Below are 20,951 nucleotides of genomic sequence, written 5' to 3'. Positions count from 1 at the left end.
GATAGGCCTCGCCACGCAATTTGTCCAGTTAGGCCATCATTTGAAAGATAATCCACACAGGATGAAATCAGGGGCGTGGCTTGCCAGCAACGCGATGACGCTTGGCACCGTCTTTGTCGTTGTTGCCTATGCCGGTTTCATCCAGTGGATGTGGGGCTGGGACGCGATATTCCGCCTGTGGTCTCACGCCGGTTGGGGCACGATAGCGCTGGCTCTGGTACTGCTCGTCTCGACCTATGTTCTGCGCACCTGGCGTATCTATGACTACTTTCCAGCGGAAACGCGCGCCCGCTTCGGAACGCTGTTCCGCGTCGTCCAGATTCACAATCTGCTCAATATCATGATGCCGTTTCGCAGCGGCGAGACGAGCTTTCCGCTGCTGATGAGGCGGGAATTCGGCGTCAATCTGGTGCGCGGAACCTCTGCGCTGTTCGTCATGCGCCTGTTCGATCTTCACGCGCTTCTCGCTGCTGCCGGAATGGGGCTGGCGCTGGAAAGAAAAGAACTCTGGGGATGGGCGATATGGATTGCGTTTCTGCTTCTGCCCGCTATCGGCTTTTCTGCGCGCCATATCATCTTCCGCACCATCGGGCGTGTATCCTCTGCAAAGATTGGCCGATTGATCGATGAGGTTAAGGCTGGACTGCCGGTGGATGGCCGCGCCTTTTTGCGTGCCTGGGGCGTGACTCTGATCAACTGGTTCGTCAAAATCGCGGTGCTGGCCTGGGTACTGATGCTGATGGGCGACATCGCGCTGCCTGCAAGCTTCGGCGGCGCGCTGGGTGGCGAGCTTTCTTCCGTGCTTCCAGTCCACGCGCCTGGCGGCGTCGGCACCTATCCCGCAGGCATCACCGCAGGCGCCCTCGGCTTCGGCGCCTCACCCGCCGAAGAGGCACTCTCCGCGCTTGGCCAAGCCGCCGTCAACGTCCACCTGCTGGTCATCCTGTCATCGCTGATTGGAACGACAATGGCGCTGTTCGTGCCGAAGCGGAAATAGCTCAGGCAATGCGAAGGCCGAGATGTTCGGCCATAGGAGTGAAATCCCTGTCGGAGTGCAGCAGGGCATGGCCGTGTTCGATACAATACGTGCCGATGATGAGATCGGTGGTTTTTCGGATGGTGATGCCCCGCTGGCGAAGCCGACGATAATGCATTGCGGCTTTGACGGCCAAATCAGGCGATAGCATTGGAACGAGCTGGAACTTGGTCATTCGCGCTTGCATATTTGCAGCATGTTGGTCGCTTTGTGCACCCTGAAGGATTTCAAGCAACACGACATCGCCTAAGAGAACATCTCTTAAGCGCGGGATAGCATGAAATTTCTCTGTTTGTGCATTTGTCGCACCTCTCAAGATGGAAATCCAAACTGAGCTATCGATAACGATCATTCTGCGGCGTGTTGATTGTGAGCTGTATAAATGTTGCTACCGCCGCGCATCTCATCAAGATCGCCATCCCACCCCATGCCAGTGAGCTCGTCCAAAGCTTTTCTTCGGCTGTGGTAATCGATGAGTTCTTTAAGAGCGAGTTCAACAACCGCTTTCTTTGTGGTCAAGCCACTCAATTCAAGTGCTTCGGCAATCAATGCGTCATCAATTTCTATATTCGTGCGCATGGTTGATGTCCTTGGTGTATCAATTTACGAAATTATACACCAAGGCCATATCTCCTGCAAATCCTATTGAAACGCCGTCTCGTAAAAGCTTCTTAGCTTGCGGGAATGCAGCTTTTCCGTATCCATCGCGGCCAGTTTCTGCACGGCGCGGATGCCGATTTGCAGATGCTGGGCGACCTGGGTGCGGTAGAACTCCGTGGCCATGCCGGGCAGTTTCAGCTCGCCATGCAGCGGCTTGTCGGAAACGCAGAGCAGGGTGCCGTATGGCACGCGGAACCGGAAACCGTTGGCGGCGATGGTGGCGGATTCCATGTCGAGTGCGATGGCGCGCGATTGCGACAGCCGCTTGACCGGGCCTGCCTGATCGCGAAGTTCCCAGTTGCGGTTATCGATGGTGGCAACGGTGCCGGTGCGCATGATGCGCTTCAGCTCGAAGCCCTCATAACCGGTGACTTCCGCTACGGCACCTTCCAGCGCCATTTGCACTTCGGCAAGGGCAGGGATCGGCACCCAGACGGGCAGATCGTCATCCAGAACGTGGTCTTCGCGCACATAGGCATGGGCCAGAACATAATCGCCCAGACGCTGGCTGTTGCGCAGGCCCGCGCAGTGGCCAACCATCAGCCAGGCATGCGGGCGCAGCACGGCAATGTGGTCGGTGATCGTCTTGGCATTGGAGGGGCCGACGCCAATATTGACGAGCGTGATGCCCGCATGGCCCTTCTTCTTCAGGTGATAGGCAGGCATCTGTGGCAGACGCGCCAGCGTCATGTCGGTTATCGGGCGGTCGGAACCGGCCTGCGTGACGATGTTGCCGGGCTCCACGAATTCCGTGTATCCCTCACCACCATCTGCCATCAGCTTACGCGCCCATGTGGCGAACTCATCGATGTAGAACTGGTAGTTGGTGAAGAGCACGAAGTTCTGGAAGTGGTTTGCGCTCGTTGCCGTGTAATGGCTGAGGCGCGCCAGCGAGTAATCGATGCGCTGCGCTGTAAATGGCGCCAGCGGCGCGGGCTCGCCCGGCACCTGATCATACTCGCCATTGGCAATCAGATCGTCCGTGTTGTTCAGATCCGGCGTATCGAAGAGATCGCGCAGCGGCACGTCAGATAGCGAAGAGGCGGCAGCCGCTTCCACATAGGCACCTTCACCGAAGGCGAAGTGCAGCGGAATGGGCGTCGCGGATTCGGCAATGGTGACGTGAACATTGTGGTTCTTCATCAACAGCCCCAGCTGCTCCTTCAGGTAATGCCTGAAAAGCTGCGGGCGGGTGATGGTGGTGGTGTAAACGCCGGGCGAGGTGACGTGGCCATAAGACAGGCGGGAATCCACATGACCGAATGTCGAGGTCTCGATACTGACCTGCGGATAGCAGGCGCGATACCGCCCCTCGATAGGCGCGCCCTGCGCCAGATCCGTGAAGGATTTGATGAGGAAATTCGTATTGCGCTCATAAAGCGCGGTCAACGCCGCTACCGCCTCTTTCGCATCGGTAAAAGTCTGCGGCGCGAAAGGCTCTGGCGTGATGAAGGAGAGTTGTGGAATCGTGTGCTTAGCTATTGTCATGGCCCATTATAGAGAGCCAATTTCGACAGGCAAGCGACAGAAATATGTGCGTTTCAAAAAGATTGGCGTGGCTGCTCTTAGCCCAGATTGCCGCGCTGAAGGCTCATCAACAGCACGAAGCCAGCGCCGCGTGACTGTGGCTGCGGCTCGGCCTTGTAGAGCGCCAGCCCCGCAAACGGCCCCAGAAAGATCGAAGCCATGATCGCCACCCGCAGACCGGCAGCCAAGCTGTTGGAAAAACGCATCCCCATGGCCGATCTCACAGCGTGACGTGGCAGTTGCTGGAAAAACTGTGCTGGCAGCTGAATGCCGAGCCCATATTCACCCGCTGAAAACTGCGATCTGGATTAATGACCAGCGCCGCAAAAGACATGGCAAAAATCGCCATCAGAAGAACGATGATGCTAAAACGACGTACCAGAATTCCCATGTCCATTCCCCACTTACGTTGCCATGTCCCTTATTCTGGACACGACATTGCCACGTTTGGACTGAACCAACCCTGAGGGGTGAGTTCATGTGGGGTTCAGGGAGGTTAATGGGGCGGTCAATCTCTAAAGTTGTGAATTTCCACTGCATGCCTCGTTTTGTGAACGAGTAAAAGCGGCCTCCGATAGCTCGATGACGAGAAAAACCACAGCGACGACTGGGAGAAGCATTATCAGGACGCCTAACAGGAGAAGAGGCAGAATGCCCTCCGCGCCATTTGCAATGGCATCCCACACCCTCAGACTTCTGAGCATTGTTGGCCCGCAGGCGATCAGAAGCAGGAAATCGGCGCCGATCAGAAACAGCATACTACCGTCAAATTCCATCACGTAAACCATTGCTACGACGCCAAGCGAAATCGCCGCTGCAATGCGCAACGCCCTCACGAGGTGGACGCGGCGCTTCTGCTGTGAGCCTATGACATCTGGCGGAGCGACAACTTTGCTCATTCGCAGTTTCCGTTTGTTTGGCGCGAAATTATTATCTTTGATTATCCAGGATTGCAATATCGATAGGTTTTGGTTGTGGTAGCATCCTGAAAATAGTGTTTGACGGTCATGGAGAAGACGCGGTGAGCGAGGCTTTCGCAATTCGGGACAGAAAAGTTTTTCTTATCGGGGACGGTGTCGACGTGCCTGTCGAAGTTCTCGGCGGCATTTCAGGGAACGATTTTTCCGTTATCCATGCATTTAAAGCCGGATACCAGATCGGAGCATATCTGCGGGATAAAGAGGGTATCTGGTGGTATCATCAGCGCAACAAAAAGGTGAGGTTCGTCACGCGTGACGCCGAGGGATTTCGTGTGCTGGATGATAACTACGGCTTGGACGGCAACCACGTCTATCTCGAAGAAAGGGTTATTCCCGGTGCTGATCCGCTCAGCTTTTCACTTATGGAATGCACCAACTGTTTCGCCAGGGACAAGCATTGCCTATACGTCAAAACCGGCTCAAGCTTTTTCCATTTCGAAAGCCTTGATACAGATACTCTGGTCGCGAACGGCTCGTACGTTGGAGACAAGCACGATCTCTACCATCTCTTCGATTCACTGAGCTTGAGTAACGACTCCAAGCATCACGAAACGGTGCAGTATTCGCTCTGCGACGAACACCAGATGCTGTTGAAGGACTGGTTCGTCAAACATCACCCCGACACTGTCGGTTGGTGGCATCCTGACTACCCATTCAGCGCCGATGGTGCGCAACAGATTGCGGATGATTGGTATCGGACTTCAAACGCCGTGTTTTTCAGGCAGACATTTACAACTCCGCGGGAGTCTCGGGACGTCTTCAATCTCGTCCGTCATGCAGATCCGGCCAGTTTCGAGCCGCTTGATGCCTTTCATGCGCGCGACGCGAAAAGCGTGTTTTGTCGCTCAAGGCGAATTGCGGGTGCGGATCGCCAGTCTTTCATCCCGATCAAGGACCTTTTCGGGAAGGACGAAAAGACAGTTTATTTCAACGGTTATGGCGTCGAGCATGCCGACCCGGCGAAATTTCAGGTGTTTCAGTCTGTCGTTCCGCTCGCGAAGGATGGTAAACGAGTTTACGCAGCTTCGCATGCCCGAACGAGTTGGCCGTTCGGGCACACCGATGAGGTTCTTGTTGTGCTGGATGAAGCGGACGCCAAGAGTTTCGAAACATTTGGAGAGCGCGGCGTGTGGGCCGCCGATTCAACTCGCGTATATCTGCGTGGAACTCATCAGAAAAAGATGGATGCTGCCAGCTTCCGCTTTCTCTGCGAAAGTGCGACCAATTGCTGGGCGGCCGATGACAAGGGACTTTATAGATCCAACGGGACGCTCATCGTTGCTGGTATCGAGGGTCGGAGCTTTGTAAAACTCAACGGTTTCTGGGGTACCGATGAGAAAGTCGTTTTTTCCTTCGTTACCGGCGCCGTCCAGAAGTCGATTGAAGCCGAAAGCTTTATTGTAGTCGACGAAGATGGCGGTGCTGAGGACGCCAACTACCGCTATCGCATTGTTAACGGAAGCATCAAGAAGGCGAAACTTTAACGTCCTTCGCGTTGTCACCGCCCCATTTGTGAATGAGGCGGTGTTGACCTATAACCCTACTTCCTGAACACCTTCCCCAAAAACGCCTCGAATGACGGACGCCAGACATCCATTTCGTGGCCTAGATCTTTGTATTCCACGTAGTCGTGCTTGATCTTGTTTTCGTCGAGGATTTTCTTGAGGCTGGCGATGTCTTTGCCGGTGACTTCGTCCTTCGTACCGACGGTGACGGTGAAGTTGTGGAGGGCCTTGTTGACCTTGTCCGGCTCGGCAAGCGCGGCTTCGACGGCCTTGTTCGGGACGGTGGTGGTGGAGACGCCGCTGAAATTGGCGATCCAGCCGAAGGTGCCGAGGTGGGTGAGGCCGGAGACGAGGGCCTGGTAGCCGCCTTGTGAGAGGCCGACGACAGCGCGGCTGTCGGCATCGTCACGCACCTTGTAGTGCTGCTTCATGTAGGGAATGAGGTCTTCCACCAGTTCGCGGTCGATAGCATCGGCATTGATCGGGTAGAAATTCTTGCGACGGTCCGCACCGGGGAAGTTTTCAGCGATTGCTTCGGGAATGTCGGCCTCGGTGTCGGGGATGACGACGATCATCGGCTCGATCTTCTTTTCCGCCAGCAGATTGTCGAGAATTTGCGGTGCGCGGCCTTGATCGACCCATGAGGCGACCGTATCGCCGAAGCCATGATAGAGATACAGCACGGGCAGGGGCTCGGATGCATCGCTATATCCCGGTGGCGTGTAGACATAGGTCTGTCGCTGCGATTTCAGCGCCTTGGACGGTATCGTCACCATGCGAAGCTCGCCATGTGGCACGTCTTTGATATCGAGAATGCTGCCGGGTACCAGAATGAGGCTGGTATTCACCTGCCGCTGCGGCTTCGGGTAATTCGTGCCGGTATCGATGCTGCGGAAGCCATCGATATTGAAGTAATATTCATAGAGATTGGGCTTCAGCGCCTCGCTCTTTACGCTCCAAACCCCGCTTTCCGCCTTGGTCATCTCCACCGGCGCGCGCGAGCCGAGCACGACCGACACCGCCTTTGCCGAAGGCGCGAACAGACGGAAGGTGATCGAGCCATCCTTTTCGACGGCGGTGACGAACTCGTTCAACGGACGGTTGGCGGGTGGCGATGCGGGTGGGTCAATGGCCATGGCAGGTCCGCTCACAATGCAACTGGTGATAAGGATGGCAGGCAGCAATAAACGCATGAAATCTCCTCCAGATAGATGCCCCGGGGGGAGACTGGCAGATGAGGTTGGTTATTTCAATAAGTTAGTAGTTTTTGTGGCGGTTGACGTAAGCCAGTGACGGTGGCGGGCCAACACGTCGCCCCCATCTCCCGTTATACCGGGCTTGACCCACCGCTGACCGGTTTAAATATGCGGATATGAGACGAGGCGTTGAATGCAATCCAGTTCCAGCCTTCAAATCCGGTTGAGACACGCTTTGACCGCCTTTGCTGCAGTGTGGCGATGGTGCCACCCCTGCTACCGTCATACCGGACTTGATCCGGTATCCAGTCAGACCAAGTCCTTGGTCTGAAAGACTTTCTTGACGCGCAGACGCGCGTCTGCTGGACCCCGCATCAAGTGCGGGGTGACGGGTGGGGGAGTTGGTCTCGCCCCACACTACCAACTCAGTTTAAACCGGACAGCGATGGGCTTGACCCGAGGACCTAACCACGTTGCCGTAGGGGTTCGTTAGATCCTCGGGTCAAGCCCACTGCTGTCCGGTTTAGATTCCTTAGGACTTTATGCAAAGCCAAAGGCTTGAGGAGAGACGGTAAATCCACCCGCAACCGTCATCCTCGGCCTTGTGTCGAGGATCTACTAACGTCAATAAAATCAACCGGTTGCAGATCCTCGGGACAAGCCCGAGGATGACGGAGGTGGGCTCTGCGACGCTCTTCGTCCCCCCGGCAAATATCGTTCTCTCGTAACGACGTCAAAATCGCAGAAAACATACAAAGTAAAGCAGGATCAATAGCTTAAGGCTACTCCGAAAATCTAAACCGGACAGCAGTGGGTCACGCCCGAGGATGACGAACGCATGGTCGAGATACCAAAGCAAAAAGGCGCCGCTCACGCGACGCCTTCGCTCGTCTTAATGTCGATAAACCTCAGCCGATCATGGCATTGTCATCGCGCTTGACGGCGACGATGACGGAGCGGGGCAGTTTGCCTTCGCCATCCGGGAAGGGCGCGCTGGGGTGCTGGATGCCGACGAAGTGGGTGCGTTTGTCGGCGGACCATGTCTGGCCGGTGACTTCGGCACCCTTCGGTGCGGTCAGGAAGCGTTCGATGCGGCCGGTGACGGGGTCGCCTGCCAGCATCTGGTTGTTGCCCTGACCGGCGAAATCGCCTTCGTTCGAATCTTCACCATCCGTCTGGATCCAGAGCAGGCCGGTGCTATCGAACATCATGCCATCGGGCGAGTTGAACATGTTGCCGGAGTGGATGTTGGAGGAGCCGGCATAGGCGTCCTTGTGCACATCCGGGTTGCCAGCCATGCAGAACAGGTCCCACTTGAACTTGGCGTCGGCGTGGTCGTCGTTTTCTGGATACCAGCGAACGATCTGGCCATATTCGTTCTTCTCGCGCGGGTTGGCGGCGTTGAGCGGCATGGCATCGCCACCTGCATTGGCGCGCATCTTGCCGTCCTTCACTTCGCCACGGCGGCTGTTGTTGGTCAGCGCGCAATAGGCCTCGATGGCGACGGGGTTGATCGCGACCCATTCAGGACGGTCCATGGTGGTGGCACCGACCTTGGAAGCGGCCTGGCGGGTGAAGACGCAGATTTCGTCCATCTTCATGCCGGTGGATTGAGGCGTCAGGGCTACCCACTCACCATTGCCGTCATCGGTGAATTTGGCAACGTAGAGCGTGCCTTCGTCCAGAAGCTTGGACGTGTCGCCACCCGGAACATAGATGCCGTTGGAGATGTACTTGTAGAGGAATTCGCCACGCTCATCATCGCCCATGTAAACGACGACGCGACCGTCGCGCGCTACCACAACGGCGGCGTTTTCATGCTTGATGCGGCCCAACGCGGTGCGCTTGATCGGCGCGGAGGATGCGTTTGACGGATCGATTTCCACGACGTAACCGGCGCGACGCGGCTCGTTCGGGTTCTTCGAAACGTCGAAGCGCTCATCGAACTTCTCGTAGCCATAGCGGGTTTCGGCAGCGATGCCGTAACGCTTGTAATCGTCAGGCATTTTGAAATCGGCAACGGTGGAGCCAAAGTAGCCGTTGAAGTTTTCTTCGCAGGTGAGGTAAGTGCCCCACGGCGTGCGGCCCGCGCCGCAATTATTGAAGGTGCCAAGACAGTCGATGCCATTCGCATCCGCGACGGTCTTGACGAGATCGGAACCGGCGGCAGGACCGGAAAGCTTCATTGGAGTGTTGTGGTGAATGCGGCGGTTGAACGGGCTTCCGACGACGATTTCCCAGCCGTCCTTGCCTTCAGCCACTTCCATGACGGTGACGCCCTGCATGTGCTGGAGGATTTTCACTTCATCCAGATTGGCGGGCATGCCCTTTTCGCGGTGCGGCAGGTTGGTGTCGTTGTTCACATATTCATGGTTGACCGCAATCAGCTGGTGGCTACCGACAACGAAAAGCTCCATGCCGTCGGTGTTTTCACCGAAGACCTTATCGGAGTTTTCAAGGCTGACGCCCTTGATCGGGTCGATGTCCGGCACATTGGGGAACAGCGGCTGGCCCCACTTGGCAAATGCCTTCCAGCTGTAACCTTCCGGTACGTGGATGGTGCTGTCCGTGGTGGCCGCAATCGGCTTGAACGGAAAGCGCGATGCGGCTTCCTGCGCCTGCGCAGAGGTGGAAGAGGCAAGGTTGCCGAAGGTGCCGAGAGCGGCGGCAGCGGAACCGAATGCCAGAACGCCGCCAAGAAAGCCACGGCGCGAAATGGCCGATTCGACCACGCGGTCGAAATCTGTCACGGCGGGCGGCGGGTTCTGCACCTCGTCCCACTCATCCCAGCTCAGCTTGCTTGTGTCGATATCCGTCATGGCGCTCTCCATTGGTTCTAGTTTTGAACAATTCCAGGGAGGGCAACTAAAGAGGGTTTATTACAGCGATATGACGGAAATATATGGCAAAAACACTTATAAATTGTGTTTAAGGGTAGCCATGGGCAATATGCGAAATTCACCTCATCCGATGTTGGAACCATCGTTTCTTTATCACGCTGATTTTGTTAGGCAGAGGGCGACTCTATTGAATTCAGGTGAGGCACCGCTTTGGCAAAGTCCATCAACCTAAAAATTCTCCCTCAAATTTACGCCATCGCGCGGCTGGAGCCCACGGAGGAAATACCGCGGTGGGCCGACGGACCCGGCTTCGTCAGCATAAGCCGCACGGATGATGAATTATCGATCGTGTGCCTTGAGGCGCGAGTGCCGGACGATGTTCGCAAGGACGGAGGCTGGTCCTGCCTCAAGCTGCTTGGCCCCTTCGCGTTTGGAGAGACTGGCATCGTCCTTTCGGTCATCAGGCCGCTTTCGGAAAATGGCATCGGAATTTTCGTGGTTTCGACGTTCGATGGGGATCATCTTCTCGTCAAAACCGACGATCTCGAAAAGGCGCGGGCGCTGCTTTCCGAGGCGGGTCACATTATTACTGGAGCATAAAGTGGATTCTCAGACGGGGCTGACGCCTAGCGATGTCGTGCAAAAGCAGCTTGAGGCCTATAATCGGCGAGACATCGATGATTTCATGCAATGGTGGGCGCCGGACTGCGAATATTTCGCATTTCCCTCCACACTGCTGGCCACCGGTGCCGATGAAATCAGGCAGCGGCATGTCGAGCGCTTCAATGAGCCCAATCTCAACGGGATTTTGTTGTCCCGTGTGGCAATGGGCAATCTCGTCAACGACCATGAGCGCGTGATCCGCACCTTCCCGGAAGGCCCAGGCGAGCTTGAGGTGATCTGCATTTACGAGGTGGACGATGGAAAGATCACCAGCGCTCGCTTCAAGATCGGCGAGAAGCAGCTTCACGCCTGATCTGCCAAAGCGGCGGCCTCATGTCGTCTGACACGAGGCCGCGCGAGACGTTGTTAGAGGCGCGTCCATGTCTGCGACTTGCACAGCACCTTCAATACGCAGCCCTTCATGCTCAGCGAATTGCCGGAAACGGTGCCGGAACCGCTATAGGTCTTGTCGGCCTCCGGATCGGTGATTTCGCCGGAATAGCTGTTGCCGGTGCCGGCAAGCTTGCCGATCTGTTTGCCCGCATGCTTGCCGGTTTTCAGCGTCACGCAGAAAGCGCCGCCGCATTTGGCGATGGCTGCGGTTTCGCCGCTGGCGGTTTTCCAGTTGCCTTCGATGGCTTCAGCGGCAAAGGCGCTGGTGCCCATCAGGAATGCCAGACCTGCAAGAATCGTCAATTTCTTCATAAGAACCTCCAATTCAAATGTGAATCGGGTGGGCAAACTGCAAGCACCCGAGATCGCACCTCCCCGTGCGATTGAGAGATTCATAGTTGACGTTCACGTAAAAGGAAACATGCCAAAGCGGCTGTCTGAGCGATTTTTCTTTCGTCTCGCGGTCAGAAATTGGAGCTGAAGAAAAATCCAAGCTTCTGGCGTGGTGAACAAAGGGTTGAAATCCATCCGTAAACTTTTCGTAAAATTGCGCGCAAAGTCCTTAATTTCCGGGCCATCCCATATTTAACAAAAACCCAACTTTACCAATCGTTTGGACTTTGTTTGGCCCCCGTTAATCATGCATTTTAAGCGCCCGTTGAAAGCCATTTGGCATAGTGAGGTCATTGAAAGAGCAGGGACAACCTGACCACGGCGGGGGCCGAAAAAGCCGCAGAAGACGGTAGCGCCCCAAGACCAGAAGCTTCCGCAGAGAAGCGAAGAAACAGGAAGACCACGGGCAAACAGGGACTAAAAAAATGGCACGATTTGAAATGCGCGATATCGAAATGGCCGTTGCCGGTGGGCAAAGCCGCGCGGATGTCTTCTGCAATCTCGGCCTGATCTACGCGACAGGCCGAGGCTGCCCGGTGGACCTCGTTTCCGCTCACAAATGGCTGAACATCGCAGCCATCAAGGGTTCGGAAAGAGCAGCTTCGCTGCGCGCCGATCTTGCCCGCAACATGACGAAGGCAGACCTCGCAACGGCGCTACGCGCCGCCCGCGACTGGATGACTTCGCACTAATTCAGACACCAGATTTCAAAAAGACGGAGCGATCCCTGAAGATCGCCAACCATTCCCGGCTGGTTTCCTCCAGTCCCGGCCGGAACAACAAACGCATAACCCGCAAGGGACAAGCGGCCAGGCGAAGGCTTGCGCTGACACATCAAAACCGTGACCGGCAGGAACAAGGCTGGCGCGGTTTTTTGTTTTGTTGCAAAGTCTCGTTCGCAACCTGAGAATTTTGCCCTGTAAGTAAGAGAACGCGCTTACGCGAAACATTGACATTTCAGGCTGCCGACTTCATATTTACAACGTCGCTACAGATCGGCTTCGCCGGGTTCTGCCCGGAAATGGTAGCGATACCCTTGGCCTTTTGGTCAGGCACTTGCTTAGGGCTGTGAGGCTTACGCCTTGGTTGCGCCGGGTTATAAAAACTGGAGTGGCGACGCTACTCCAGTTTTATTCTCCTCTGAGACCAAGAATTTCCTCTATCGCAGTTCCAAAGGGCGGGCGCCATTTGCCCGCGACGATATTATCTTTTGGATATGCACTTTCCACGCTCAATCGCACTTGATGAAAGCCCGGAATTCCGATTCTGGATGTCTTCTCAATTTTGAAGAACACGTAATATTTTTCGCCCGGCTTAACCCCATTCAGGCCGAGCTGAAACACTTTGAAATTATGCCGGCCAGAGACTTTTTGTATTTGCTTGTTCGGCTTTTGAATGAGAGTTTCAATGATCCTGGGAACATGAATGGACAAAGAATGACGCGTCAAATCAAACACTCGCCATTCGTTTCGTTCGCGTAAGCTCCACACCTCGCGCTCTGGCTCGGCGAGCGCCGATTCTGTATAGCAGTGGCACGAGTATTTGGCTTCGACTTCCACTTGAATCAGTTGTTGCCGCGCTCCAATCCAATTCCCCATCTGGAGCACACGACTGTTCAGGTGCGAAATGTCATATTCGACATTACAATGTTTGATCTTCAAACATACGGCTCCAGAAAATCATAAGTAAAAAACTTTTAAAAATAACACTGCTTCTCGTTGCGCCCGTAAGCGCATGGGGTTCAATCACACCAACGCCTTCAAGACCTTCGGCAAAGCTTCAGCAAACAGATCCAACTTCTCATCCGGGCCTGCACTTACGCGAATGCAGCGGTTCAGGGGTTCAACGCCGGGCATGCGGATGAAGACGCCGTGGTCCATCAGGCCGTCCACGATGGATTTGGCGTAAGCGCCATCCTTGTGACAATCGATTGTGACGAAGTTGGTGGCGGAGGGAAGGGGCGAAAGGCCATTCTGGCGGGCAATGGTGGAGATGCGTTCGCGCGCATTGGCAATGCGTTTCACCACATCCCGCAAATAGGCCTGATCCTTCAACGCCGCCAAAGCGGCGGCGACCGATACGCGCGACATGCCGAAGTGGTTGCGGATTTTGTCGAACGCCTGCGCATTGCCAAGCGTGCCGATGGCATAGCCCACGCGTGCGCCTGCAAGACCGTAAGCCTTGGAGAATGTGCGCATGCGCAACACGTTTGGCATGCCGATCATGGCACGGACGCTGGGAATGGCGCTTTCCGGCGCAGTTTCACAATAGGCTTCATCGAGGATCAGCAGGCAGGTTTCCGGCAGGGCCTTGGCGAAGGTCAGAACCTCATTCGCATCCCACCAGCTTCCCATCGGGTTATCCGGGTTGGCGAAATAAACCAGCGGTGCATTTTCCTTCACGACGAGATCGAGAAGACCATCGAGATTTTCATGGTCATCGAGATAGGGCGTGGTAACCAGCCGTCCGCCAAAGCCATTCACATGGTAATTAAAGGTAGGGTAACCGCCGAAAGAGGTGACAACCGGCGTGCCGGGTTCCACCACCAGCCGCACGATTTCTCCCAGAAGGCCGTCCACTCCGTTACCAACGGCAATATTACCACGCGAGATGCCATGATAGATCGCCAGCGCCTCGCGCAACTCGTAATTTTCCGGATCTGCATACATCCAGGTTTCGGACGCCGCCTGCCGCATCGCTTCCAGCACCGAAGGCGCAGGGCCAAAACCGCTTTCATTGGCGCCGATACGCGCCTTTACCGGAAGCTTGCGGTTGCGCTCGATAGCCTCCGGGCCAACGAATGGAACGGTGGAAGGAAGCGATGAGCCGAGCGACGTAAAGCGCGAAAATGCGGACATTTCAGATAGTTCCGTAATCTTGTGAGGCAGACTGCCTAACAATAGAAACAAAATTGGCCCGCGCAAGGCAGGCCAATGTAAATGCCAGTGTTTTGGACTTGTTTTTCGCTCGTCAGTACAGACGCTTTAAAGATCAGGCAGATGTTTCGAAGCTCAACCGGCGGATATGGTGCAGAAACTCCGGGTCGATCAGCATGTTGAACCCAACCGACGCACTCTCTTCTTCCCTGCGGATCAGCGTGCAGCCGATTTCATCGCGAATGCCGAGGATTTCCAGATAGAAATTTGTCGGCATTTCCAGATGCGGGCTGACCTCCAAATCCGCACCATAGAGCGAGATCGTGCGGATGAGGCAGCGCATCGTGTTCTTGGCGCTGAGGTGGTGGCCTATGAAGGTGATCTTTCCCGGGCGGTCGATGGTGTATTTTTCATACATCTCGTCCTGTGGAACGGCATCCTTCGCATCTATGTTGACGTTTAGCGCCATGACAACCTCCCGATTGTCTCTTGTCGTTATTCAATATTACGCCTGCTTCATTGCCGGATACTGAACGGAAACGTTAAAATTCAACGTCTTCTGCCCTGTTTTGCCACAATGCTAAAGCCTGCGACTTCAATCTTCGCATCTTGAAACCCTTTTGCATCCATAAGGTTGCGCCGGACTTGCGCCCGCGCGCATCCAAGGCAGCCTGACACGGTTGACGTGGTGCGTACTTGGCGTTACGCCTGCCTGTGCAAACAGCGATTTCGGGTGGAGCGGCAGATCATGGCAGGCAGGTTGGTTATCGTCGGTGCAGGGCAGGCGGCCTTTGCTCTCGCAGCCAAAATGCGTGCGCTTAAAGATGAGCGGCCCATCACCATCATCGGTTCGGAAGATGTGCTGCCTTACCAGCGACCGCCACTTTCCAAGAAATACCTGATGGGCGAGATGACATTCGACCGGCTTGAATTTCGCCCTGCGGAATGGTTCACCGAAAACAATGTCGAGATTCGCCTGTCCACCTGGGTCGAGGAAATCGATCGCAAGGCAAAGACAGTACGCATGCAGGACGGTTCGGTTCTGGACTATGACAAGCTGGCTTTGACGACGGGCGCCACGCCCCGCGCGCTGCCAGCAGGCGTTGGAGGCGATCTTGAGGGCGTGCTGACCGTTCGTGATAAACGCGATGCCGACCGGTTGATGGAAGAAATGCAGCCCGGGCGCAGGCTTCTCGTCATCGGCGGCGGTTACATCGGGCTGGAGGCAGCCGCTGTGGCACGTCAGCTCGGGCTTGAAGTCACCCTCATTGAGATGGCAGACCGCATTCTTCAGCGCGTTGCCTCGGCTGAAACAGCGGCGATCATGCGCCATATTCATCAGGCACGCGGCGTTTCCTTTCGCGAAAAGACCGGCCTCGTTCGCCTGAACGGCACCGATGGCCGCGTAACCACCGCTGAGCTTTCCGATGGTTCGACCATTAAAGTAGACTTCGTCGTCGCCGGCATTGGTGTGACACCGAACGACCGGCTTGCCCGCGAATCGGGCCTCGATGTGGGCAACGGCATTCTTGTCGATGCCTTCACCCGCACCTCGGACCCCGATATTCACGCCATGGGCGATTGCACTCTGCTGCCGATGAATGGCGAATCGGTGCGGCTGGAATCGGTCCAGAACGCAGTCGATCAGGCAGAAGCCGCAGCCCATGTTCTGGCTGGCGAACACAGGCCTTACGTTCCAAAGCCGTGGTTCTGGTCGGATCAATATGATGTGAAGCTGCAAATTGCCGGTTTCAATGCGGGCTACGACGAAACGGTGCAGCGCCGCGGCCAGCGGGAAGGCAGCCATTCGGTCTGGTATTTCCGTAACGGCCAGTTCATCGCAGTCGATGCCATCAACGACGCCAAGGCCTATGTGACCGGAAAGAAGCTGCTTGATACCGGTGCCCAGCCGAACCGGGCAATCCTTGCGGATCACTCCGCCGATCTGAAACTGCTCCTTGCCTGAATAGGAATTCCGATGCCAGCCTCCGAAAACCGCTTCAAAACCGCCATTCACCACGGAAAGCCGCAGATCGGACTTTGGCTGGACATGGGCGAGGCGATCACCGCGGAGATTGCCGGAACCGCCGGTTTCGACTGGCTGGTGATAGACGGAGAGCATGGCCCGAACGATCTTCGTAGCATTATCGATCAGCTGCGCGCGCTTGCGACATCTTCCGCCGAACCAGTCGTGCGTGTGCCGGTGGGCGAAAGCTGGATCATCAAGCAAATGCTGGATGCCGGAGCCCGCACGCTTCTCGTGCCTATGGTCGATTCATCGGAGCAGGCGAGGGCGCTCGTATCCGCCATGCATTATCCACCGCGCGGCATCCGCGGCATGGGCGCTGTTGTTGCCCGTGCATCCGGTTACAACAGCGTGCCCGATTATAATCAGACTGCTTCCGACAATGTGTGCCTGCTAATCCAGGCTGAAACCCGTGCGGCAATAGCCGACCTCGATAACATTTTGAACGTTGATGGAGTGGACGGCATCTTCATCGGCCCGGCGGATCTCGCCGCAGATATGGGCTATCTCGGGCGAATCGATGAGCCCGAGGTTCAGGAGGTCATAGAAGGTGCGATCAGAAAGATCGTCGCTGCAGGCAAAGCGGCTGGAATCCTGACTTTCAACGAGATATACAACAGACGATATCTGGAACTCGGCGCTTCATTCGTCGCTGTCGGCGCGGATGTGTCGGAGTTTTCCGGCGCCCTGCGCCAGCTCGCATCTCGCTACAAGGGCGGCGCCGCCCCGGCAAAAACGTCAAGCTACTGATCAGTCGTCATTGCTTGCATTCAGCTTTTGCGGCGGAATGCCTTCCTCGCCGGAAAACATATAGCCTTCCTGAACCAGCCATTCTCTCACGATTCGGCTGACTGCTTCTTCTCTCTCGAGACCGTGTTCCTGCGCATAAGAAGCAAGCGCGGTTTCAATCTCAGGCGTAAAGCTCATGGTGATTCTCCCGATTGCTCATGAAAAAGGGCAAGAAGGCGTGCCTTTCTGCCCTGATTTGATCGCTCAAACTTTTCAGCGAAAGTCGCGACGCGGTTAGCGCCAGCGATAAAGGCTGCTCTTGCTGGACTGCTGGTTTGCAGCACTCGCAACGGCGTAACCGAGAGCAAAACCGAGCGCGCCGACAACAGTCAGAAGCGATGTCGCAGTGCCAGGATTTTCCTTTACCGCTTCAACCACATTGTGGCCCTGCACCTTCACCGTATGGGCAGCGGTGTGCGCGGCGCGCTGAACGCGACCCTTTGCGTCATCGACAAAATCCGAAGCTTCATCGGAAATCACGCCTGCACGGGCCGAAACTGATTTGGAAAGTGAAGCGATCTGCGAGCGCAGCTCCGAGATCTGGTTCTCAAGCGAATCTTCTACAACGTTCAATTTGGTCTGAGCCATTTGAAATCACCTCTTGTTGGTTTCGAGGCAATAACGCGTCGAAACGCAAGATCGTTCCAAACCGGACCAAATCGAAATTACTGTGATTTATCAACTACTGGGGATGGCGGAGAGGATGGGATTCGAACCCACGATACGCTTTTGACGTATACTCCCTTAGCAGGGGAGCGCCTTCGACCACTCGGCCACCTCTCCGGTGCCGCCTGATTATTGCGTATAAAAAATGAATGCAAGCGCTTTTGCGAAGAGAATGGAAAAAGTCTGCAAAAGGCGTTGGAGTTTTCCACGGATGGCGGATGAAAGCGCGAAAGGCAGATTTGTCGGATACTCGAATCGCTCCCCTGATTCTGCATGGCGGCAAGGAATCGTCTCATCATTTATCGTATGCGCATGCGTATAATGCAGTGAGCGCTCCCCTTATAAGATGGCCGGTAGACACGAGACTGTCGCGCAATGGTCACGGTTCTGCCGTCAGGCGGGAGTGCGAATACCCATATTAACTTTTTGTTAAGATGCGGAAATCCTTGGGTATTTTTAAAGTTTTATAAAGATATGCATCTGGCGCCGGGCCGAATTGTGTTTTTTCAGCAACATCGTGATGTGAAGCGGCTGGGGAAATCCGTCATATCAGCGTTTGCCGATTGCAAGCGCCGCAAGCTTTTGTATTTTCAGCACCGGAAGCGAGGCGGTGGATCGTCCGTTTTCAAAAAAACACGGGAATGGGGCAGGGAATGCTGTCCTTCAGCTTAAGAACCCAGACCCTTTTGAAACTTGACTGGAGGTCAACATGAACATCAAGAGCCTTCTCATCGGCTCCGCTGCGGCTCTCGCAGCAGTATCTGGCGCAAAGGCCGCTGACGCTATCGTCGCTGCTGAGCCTGAGCCCCTGGAATACGTTCGCGTTTGCGACGCTTTCGGCACGGGCTTCTTCTACATCCCTGGCACTGAAACCTGCCTGAAGTTCGGCGGTTACGTTCGTTTCCAGACCAACTTCGGCCGTGACCTCTCTGGCACGTCTGACTGGGACTCTTTCACACGCGCTCAGTTCGAAGTTGACACTCGCACCGACACCGAGCTCGGCGCTCTGCGTGGCTTCATCGGCTTCCGCGGCAACGCAGACTCTGGCGTTGGCGGCGCAACTGCTGGCACCTCCGGCAATCAGGGCTCTGGCGTATTTGTTGATCAGGCTTTCATCGAACTCGGCGGCCTGAAGGTCGGTAAGTTCTACAGCTGGTGGGACGATGGCCTCTCTGGCGAAGCTGACGTTCTCTCCACGAACGCTCTCTTCAACTCCATCCGTTACACCTACGACGCAGGCTCCTTCTGGGCTGGCATCTCGGTTGACGAGCTGGAAGGCACCAACGCTCAGTTCGCTACTGTAACCGGCCTTGGCCCGATCATCGGCGGCGTACAGACTCTTGCCGTTTCGCAGGAAGCTGACAACAACGTTGGCGTAACCGGCGGTATCGGCGGCAAGTTCGGCGGCGCATCGCTGCAGCTTATCGGTTCTTACGACGTCGACCAGGAAGAAGGTGCAGTGCGCCTTATCGCTACGGCTGACCTCGGCCCAGGCACGCTTGGTCTGGCTGGTGTTTGGGCTTCTGGCGCAAACGCTTACTACGCACAGTCCGAGTGGGCAGTTGCGGCTGAATACGCAATCAAGGCGACTGACCGTTTGACCATCACTCCCGGTGGCCAGTACTTCGGTAACGTTGCTGACCGCGTTGCTTTCGTAAACGCTGCTGGCACTGCTCTTACTGGCACATCCGCGATCATCACGAACGACTTCTCTAACCGTGACGCTTGGCAGGCTGGCCTGACTGTTGATTACAAAATCACACAGGGCCTCTCCACCAAGGTCGCAGTTAACTACTACGACGAAGACGGCCGCGACGAAAACTGGAATGGCTTCGTTCGTCTGCAGCGTTCGTTCTAATATTTCTAACTTCGGTTAGATTTAAGAAACCCGGCTTTCGAGCCGGGTTTTTTGCTTTATGAGCGTAATTTCAGAGCGCTTTGGGCTATTAACCATCTCTTAATGTATCATTAGCAGCTTGATCAATTTGTAGCGAACGAGCAACAGTGTGGCGAGAACCTGATTTGATTGTGACGAAAATTTTTCCTAATTGATTGCGCGAATCCCCCGTTTTGGCTCTAATCATTTCATAGCAGCACCGCAAATTCTGCGATCCCACCCGCTGCTTCGACTGTTTTGACTGGAGGTCAACATGAACATCAAGAGCCTTCTCATCGGCTCCGCTGCGGCTCTCGCAGCAGTATCTGGCGCAAAGGCCGCTGACGCTATCGTCGCTGCTGAGCCTGAGCCCCTGGAATACGTTCGCGTTTGCGACGCTTTCGGTACTGGCTTCTTCTACATTCCTGGAACCGAAACTTGTTTAAAGTTCGGCGGTTACGTTCGTTTCCAGACAGACTTCGGTCGAGACGAATCCGGTTCGTCTGATTGGGATTCGTTCACGCGCGCTCAGTTCGAAGTTGACACCCGCACCGACACCGAGCTCGGCGCTTTGCGCGGCTTCATCGGCTTCCGCGGCAACGCTGACTCCGGCGTTGGTGGTGCAACCGCTGGCACCTCCGGCAACCAGGGCTCTGGCTTCTTCGTTGATCAGGCGTTCATCGAACTCGGCGGCCTGAAGGTCGGTAAGTTCTACAGCTGGTGGGATGACGATCTTTCTGGCGAGACCGATGTTCTTTCGACGAACACGCTGTTTAACTCCATTCGCTACACCTACGATGCAGGTTCTTTTTGGGCTGGTGTCTCGGTTGACGAACTCGAGGGCACAAACTCTGGTCTCGCTCGTCTGGTAGGTCCTTCGGGCATCGCTGGCATCGACTTGTACTCGCAGGAAGCTGATAATAACGTTGGCATTACAGGCGGCGTAGGTGCGAAATTCGGCGCTGCTACTATTCAGTTGATCGGTTCTTACGACGTAGATCAGGAAGAAGGTGCTATCCGTGCTCTAGTATTCGCTGACCTCGGTCCTGGTACTTTGGGTCTGTCTGGCATCTGGGCTTCTGGTGGCAACGCTTACTATGCGGAGTCTGAGTGGACAGTTGCGGCAGAATACGCTCTCAAGGCAACTGATAAGCTAACGATCACGCCAGCTGCACAGTACTTCGGCAACGTAGCCGACACTGTTGTTCTTGGAACAGTAGCTGGTGGCGTGTTCACCTCGACAGGCACAGCTCTTCGTGGTGACGATTTCTCCAATCGTGATGCTTGGGCAGCTGGTGTAACCGTCGACTACAAGTTCACTGAAGGTCTGACCGGTAAGGTTTCCGTCAACTACCGCGATGAAGACGGCGTCGATGATCAGGTTTTCGGTCTCGTCCGCCTTCAGCGTTCGTTCTAATCTGATCTGATATCTAGTCAGTTTGTTAAACCCGGCTTTCGAGCCGGGTTTTTCCTTTTCTGGTTGTCATGTCCCCAAACAAAAAGACGCCGATTTTCGTCGGCGCCT

23 protein-coding genes and 1 tRNA gene are annotated in these 20,951 nt (G+C 55.5%); 9 read left to right on the top strand and 15 right to left on the bottom strand.

The window, feature by feature from the left end; translation table 11 throughout:
- The first annotated feature begins 61 nt into the window (after nt 1-61).
- Nucleotides 62-997 (top strand): lysylphosphatidylglycerol synthase transmembrane domain-containing protein, encoded by a 936-nt coding sequence (locus CFBP5473_RS10415; RefSeq protein WP_027675431.1) that lies wholly within the window; start codon nt 62-64, stop codon nt 995-997.
- 1 nt (nt 998) lies between these two features.
- Here CFBP5473_RS10415 and vapC read toward each other — a convergent pair whose 3' ends face one another.
- The 6 genes from vapC to CFBP5473_RS10395 all read right to left on the bottom strand — a co-directional run bounded on the left by vapC (nt 999) and on the right by CFBP5473_RS10395 (nt 4,122).
- Nucleotides 999-1,388 (bottom strand): type II toxin-antitoxin system VapC family toxin, encoded by a 390-nt coding sequence (gene vapC, locus CFBP5473_RS10410; RefSeq protein ID WP_027675430.1) that lies wholly within the window; start codon nt 1,386-1,388, stop codon nt 999-1,001.
- A complete protein-coding gene (locus tag CFBP5473_RS10405) occupies nt 1,385-1,615 on the bottom strand; it encodes a type II toxin-antitoxin system VapB family antitoxin (protein WP_027675429.1) in 231 nt (76 codons plus the stop codon). The genes vapC and CFBP5473_RS10405 overlap by 4 nt, the downstream gene beginning before the upstream one ends.
- A 63-nt stretch (nt 1,616-1,678) precedes the next feature.
- A complete protein-coding gene (gene amn / locus CFBP5473_RS10400; RefSeq protein WP_051441272.1) occupies nt 1,679-3,184 on the bottom strand; it encodes an AMP nucleosidase in 1,506 nt (501 codons plus the stop codon).
- A 77-nt stretch (nt 3,185-3,261) separates the two neighbouring features.
- Nucleotides 3,262-3,435 carry a hypothetical protein gene (locus tag CFBP5473_RS25055; RefSeq protein WP_169696885.1) on the bottom strand — a complete coding sequence of 58 codons (174 nt, stop codon included), beginning with the start codon at nt 3,433-3,435 and terminating at the stop codon, nt 3,262-3,264.
- An 8-nt stretch (nt 3,436-3,443) separates the two neighbouring features.
- Complete coding sequence (locus CFBP5473_RS25050) at nt 3,444-3,614, bottom strand: hypothetical protein (protein WP_169696860.1); 171 nt, start codon at nt 3,612-3,614, stop codon at nt 3,444-3,446.
- A gap of 124 nt (nt 3,615-3,738) precedes the next feature.
- Entirely contained in the window at nt 3,739-4,122 is a 384-nt protein-coding gene (locus CFBP5473_RS10395) for a hypothetical protein (protein WP_027675427.1), read from the bottom strand.
- A gap of 122 nt (nt 4,123-4,244) precedes the next feature.
- Between CFBP5473_RS10395 and CFBP5473_RS10390 the strand changes: the two genes are divergently transcribed.
- Nucleotides 4,245-5,687 carry a DKNYY domain-containing protein gene (locus CFBP5473_RS10390; protein ID WP_027675426.1) on the top strand — a complete coding sequence of 481 codons (1,443 nt, stop codon included), beginning with the start codon at nt 4,245-4,247 and terminating at the stop codon, nt 5,685-5,687.
- 56 nt (nt 5,688-5,743) lie between these two features.
- Here the strand turns inward: CFBP5473_RS10390 and CFBP5473_RS10385 are convergent, their stop codons facing one another.
- Together CFBP5473_RS10385 and CFBP5473_RS10380 are read right to left on the bottom strand one after the other, a co-directional pair.
- Nucleotides 5,744-6,844, bottom strand: coding sequence for an esterase (locus CFBP5473_RS10385; RefSeq protein WP_234881744.1), 1,101 nt, complete (start codon nt 6,842-6,844; stop codon nt 5,744-5,746).
- Between the two features lie 968 nt (nt 6,845-7,812).
- The gene (locus tag CFBP5473_RS10380) at nt 7,813-9,723 is read right to left on the bottom strand and encodes a PhoX family protein (protein WP_027675424.1); all 1,911 of its coding nucleotides are present in this window, start codon (nt 9,721-9,723) and stop codon (nt 7,813-7,815) included.
- 231 nt (nt 9,724-9,954) lie between these two features.
- Between CFBP5473_RS10380 and CFBP5473_RS10375 the strand changes: the two genes are divergently transcribed.
- A complete protein-coding gene (locus CFBP5473_RS10375) occupies nt 9,955-10,344 on the top strand; it encodes an ACT domain-containing protein (protein WP_027675423.1) in 390 nt (129 codons plus the stop codon).
- Between the two features lies 1 nt (nt 10,345).
- Nucleotides 10,346-10,720 carry a nuclear transport factor 2 family protein gene (locus tag CFBP5473_RS10370; RefSeq protein ID WP_027675422.1) on the top strand — a complete coding sequence of 125 codons (375 nt, stop codon included), beginning with the start codon at nt 10,346-10,348 and terminating at the stop codon, nt 10,718-10,720.
- A gap of 53 nt (nt 10,721-10,773) precedes the next feature.
- On the opposite strand, the gene CFBP5473_RS10365 is transcribed toward CFBP5473_RS10370, so the two are convergent.
- Nucleotides 10,774-11,112, bottom strand: a complete 339-nt coding sequence (locus CFBP5473_RS10365) for a DUF2147 domain-containing protein (protein ID WP_027675421.1) — start codon at nt 11,110-11,112, stop codon at nt 10,774-10,776.
- A gap of 506 nt (nt 11,113-11,618) precedes the next feature.
- Between CFBP5473_RS10365 and CFBP5473_RS10360 the strand changes: the two genes are divergently transcribed.
- Nucleotides 11,619-11,885: an SEL1-like repeat protein gene (locus CFBP5473_RS10360; RefSeq protein WP_027675420.1), complete on the top strand. Its 267-nt coding sequence runs from the start codon at nt 11,619-11,621 to the stop codon at nt 11,883-11,885.
- A gap of 438 nt (nt 11,886-12,323) precedes the next feature.
- On the opposite strand, the gene CFBP5473_RS10355 is transcribed toward CFBP5473_RS10360, so the two are convergent.
- The 3 genes from CFBP5473_RS10355 to CFBP5473_RS10345 all read right to left on the bottom strand — a co-directional run bounded on the left by CFBP5473_RS10355 (nt 12,324) and on the right by CFBP5473_RS10345 (nt 14,538).
- Nucleotides 12,324-12,854 carry a hypothetical protein gene (locus CFBP5473_RS10355; RefSeq protein ID WP_136954347.1) on the bottom strand — a complete coding sequence of 177 codons (531 nt, stop codon included), beginning with the start codon at nt 12,852-12,854 and terminating at the stop codon, nt 12,324-12,326.
- An 84-nt stretch (nt 12,855-12,938) separates the two neighbouring features.
- Entirely contained in the window at nt 12,939-14,051 is a 1,113-nt protein-coding gene (locus CFBP5473_RS10350; protein WP_027675418.1) for a pyridoxal phosphate-dependent aminotransferase, read from the bottom strand.
- A 133-nt stretch (nt 14,052-14,184) separates the two neighbouring features.
- Entirely contained in the window at nt 14,185-14,538 is a 354-nt protein-coding gene (locus tag CFBP5473_RS10345) for a hypothetical protein (protein WP_027675417.1), read from the bottom strand.
- A 279-nt stretch (nt 14,539-14,817) separates the two neighbouring features.
- Here CFBP5473_RS10345 and CFBP5473_RS10340 point away from each other — a divergent pair, with 279 nt between their 5' ends.
- Together CFBP5473_RS10340 and CFBP5473_RS10335 are read left to right on the top strand one after the other, a co-directional pair.
- Nucleotides 14,818-16,035 (top strand): NAD(P)/FAD-dependent oxidoreductase, encoded by a 1,218-nt coding sequence (locus CFBP5473_RS10340; protein ID WP_027675416.1) that lies wholly within the window; start codon nt 14,818-14,820, stop codon nt 16,033-16,035.
- Between the two features lie 12 nt (nt 16,036-16,047).
- On the top strand, nt 16,048-16,845 hold the full coding sequence (locus CFBP5473_RS10335; RefSeq protein ID WP_027675415.1) for an aldolase/citrate lyase family protein: 798 nt from the start codon (nt 16,048-16,050) through the stop codon (nt 16,843-16,845).
- Here CFBP5473_RS10335 and CFBP5473_RS25045 read toward each other — a convergent pair whose 3' ends face one another.
- The 3 genes from CFBP5473_RS25045 to CFBP5473_RS10325 all read right to left on the bottom strand — a co-directional run bounded on the left by CFBP5473_RS25045 (nt 16,846) and on the right by CFBP5473_RS10325 (nt 17,667).
- Nucleotides 16,846-17,022 carry a hypothetical protein gene (locus CFBP5473_RS25045; RefSeq protein ID WP_169696884.1) on the bottom strand — a complete coding sequence of 59 codons (177 nt, stop codon included), beginning with the start codon at nt 17,020-17,022 and terminating at the stop codon, nt 16,846-16,848.
- A 96-nt stretch (nt 17,023-17,118) separates the two neighbouring features.
- The gene (locus CFBP5473_RS10330; protein ID WP_027675413.1) at nt 17,119-17,472 is read right to left on the bottom strand and encodes a hypothetical protein; all 354 of its coding nucleotides are present in this window, start codon (nt 17,470-17,472) and stop codon (nt 17,119-17,121) included.
- Between the two features lie 104 nt (nt 17,473-17,576).
- Nucleotides 17,577-17,667, bottom strand: a tRNA-Ser gene (locus CFBP5473_RS10325).
- A gap of 592 nt (nt 17,668-18,259) precedes the next feature.
- Between CFBP5473_RS10325 and CFBP5473_RS10320 the strand changes: the two genes are divergently transcribed.
- On the top strand, nt 18,260-19,408 hold the full coding sequence (locus CFBP5473_RS10320) for a porin (protein ID WP_027675412.1): 1,149 nt from the start codon (nt 18,260-18,262) through the stop codon (nt 19,406-19,408).
- Between the two features lie 292 nt (nt 19,409-19,700).
- On the top strand, nt 19,701-20,843 hold the full coding sequence (locus CFBP5473_RS10315; RefSeq protein ID WP_027675411.1) for a porin: 1,143 nt from the start codon (nt 19,701-19,703) through the stop codon (nt 20,841-20,843).
- Nucleotides 20,844-20,951: the final 108 nt, after the last annotated feature.

Origin of the sequence: Agrobacterium larrymoorei (assembly GCF_005145045.1) — a bacterium.
Lineage (GTDB): Bacteria > Pseudomonadota > Alphaproteobacteria > Rhizobiales > Rhizobiaceae > Agrobacterium > Agrobacterium larrymoorei.
Note: the sequence above shows the minus strand (reverse complement) of the source record. Positions and strands in the feature narration are given on the sequence as shown.